The sequence below is a fragment of the Amycolatopsis vastitatis genome (genome assembly GCF_002234595.1).
In the GTDB taxonomy this organism is placed as follows: domain Bacteria; phylum Actinomycetota; class Actinomycetes; order Mycobacteriales; family Pseudonocardiaceae; genus Amycolatopsis; species Amycolatopsis vastitatis.
On record NZ_NMUL01000115.1, the window covers coordinates 1 to 925 of the forward strand.

At 71.5% G+C, this 925-nt stretch carries 1 protein-coding gene and 1 pseudogene; both read left to right on the forward strand.

Annotated features, from left to right (window positions below):
• A partial coding sequence (locus CF165_RS52400) for a hypothetical protein (protein ID WP_205661255.1) occupies positions 1-185 on the forward strand: 185 nt, incomplete at its 5' end.
• A 343-nt stretch (positions 186-528) separates the two neighbouring features.
• Positions 529-925, forward strand: a pseudogene (locus CF165_RS51015) (hypothetical protein); the annotation flags it as partial.

The following is a 925-nucleotide window of genomic DNA, read 5'->3' on the forward strand; positions in this document are numbered from 1 at the left end:
TGGCCGCATGCGCGGCGGGCGGCCTGCTCGCCGCGACCGGCACCGCCGCTGCGGCGGGCACCGACGACGCGGCACCCAGCATCGTCGGCGGGCACAACGCCCGGGAAGACGATCTACACCAGCGTGGAGAAGTTCCGGACCTGGATCTTCAACACCGCTACCGAGTTCTACACCGGCTCCGTTAGCACCATGCGCTAGGCGAAACCAGTCCCGGCCGCGAGCAACGGCCGGGACCGGTGATAGCGCCTGCATGAGCACCAAGCCGGCCGGGAGGTGTGCGCTTCCCGGCCAGCCCGGAGCAGGCGCCCAGCGGGAAGCAGCATGCCTGCTGGAGCAGCCCCCGGGCAGAGGTGTCCCGGTGTCCCGGCGCGGACGCCGGGACGCCGACCACGACGACGAAAGGGGCGACCATGGCCGCCGACCTCCGCCACACAGTCTTCTCCGGCACGCCATCCGTGCCCCGTGCGTACACCGCCGACGCAAGGCAATCGCCGCGGCATCCACGCATCGGTACGGCAAGGAACGATCATGGCCGCTGGCGCGCTGGTGCAGCGCCAGCCGGGCGTGCTGTGCCGGGTCAGCGTTCCGCATCGGCTCGCCGGGCGCACTGATCTGCCCAGCCCCTGGTACGTATCACCGACTTCGAGGATCCCGATGAACGACCGCCAAGGCGTCGCGGAATCGCGCGCCCGCATGATCGACGACATCGTCGCCGCCGGACATGCCCAGAACCCCGCCGTCCGGGCCGCGCTGGCCCGCGTGCCCCGCGACCGCTTTATCCCCGACGTCTCGGCGGCTACTGCCTACGACTCAAGGAAATCCTCGCCTGCTCCACCGGCACCCGCCGGTACCAGCTCGGCGTCGCGGCCTACGGCCATCGCCCCGCGCGGCATGCCGCCACCTACGTCGACCACATCCGCGCCTG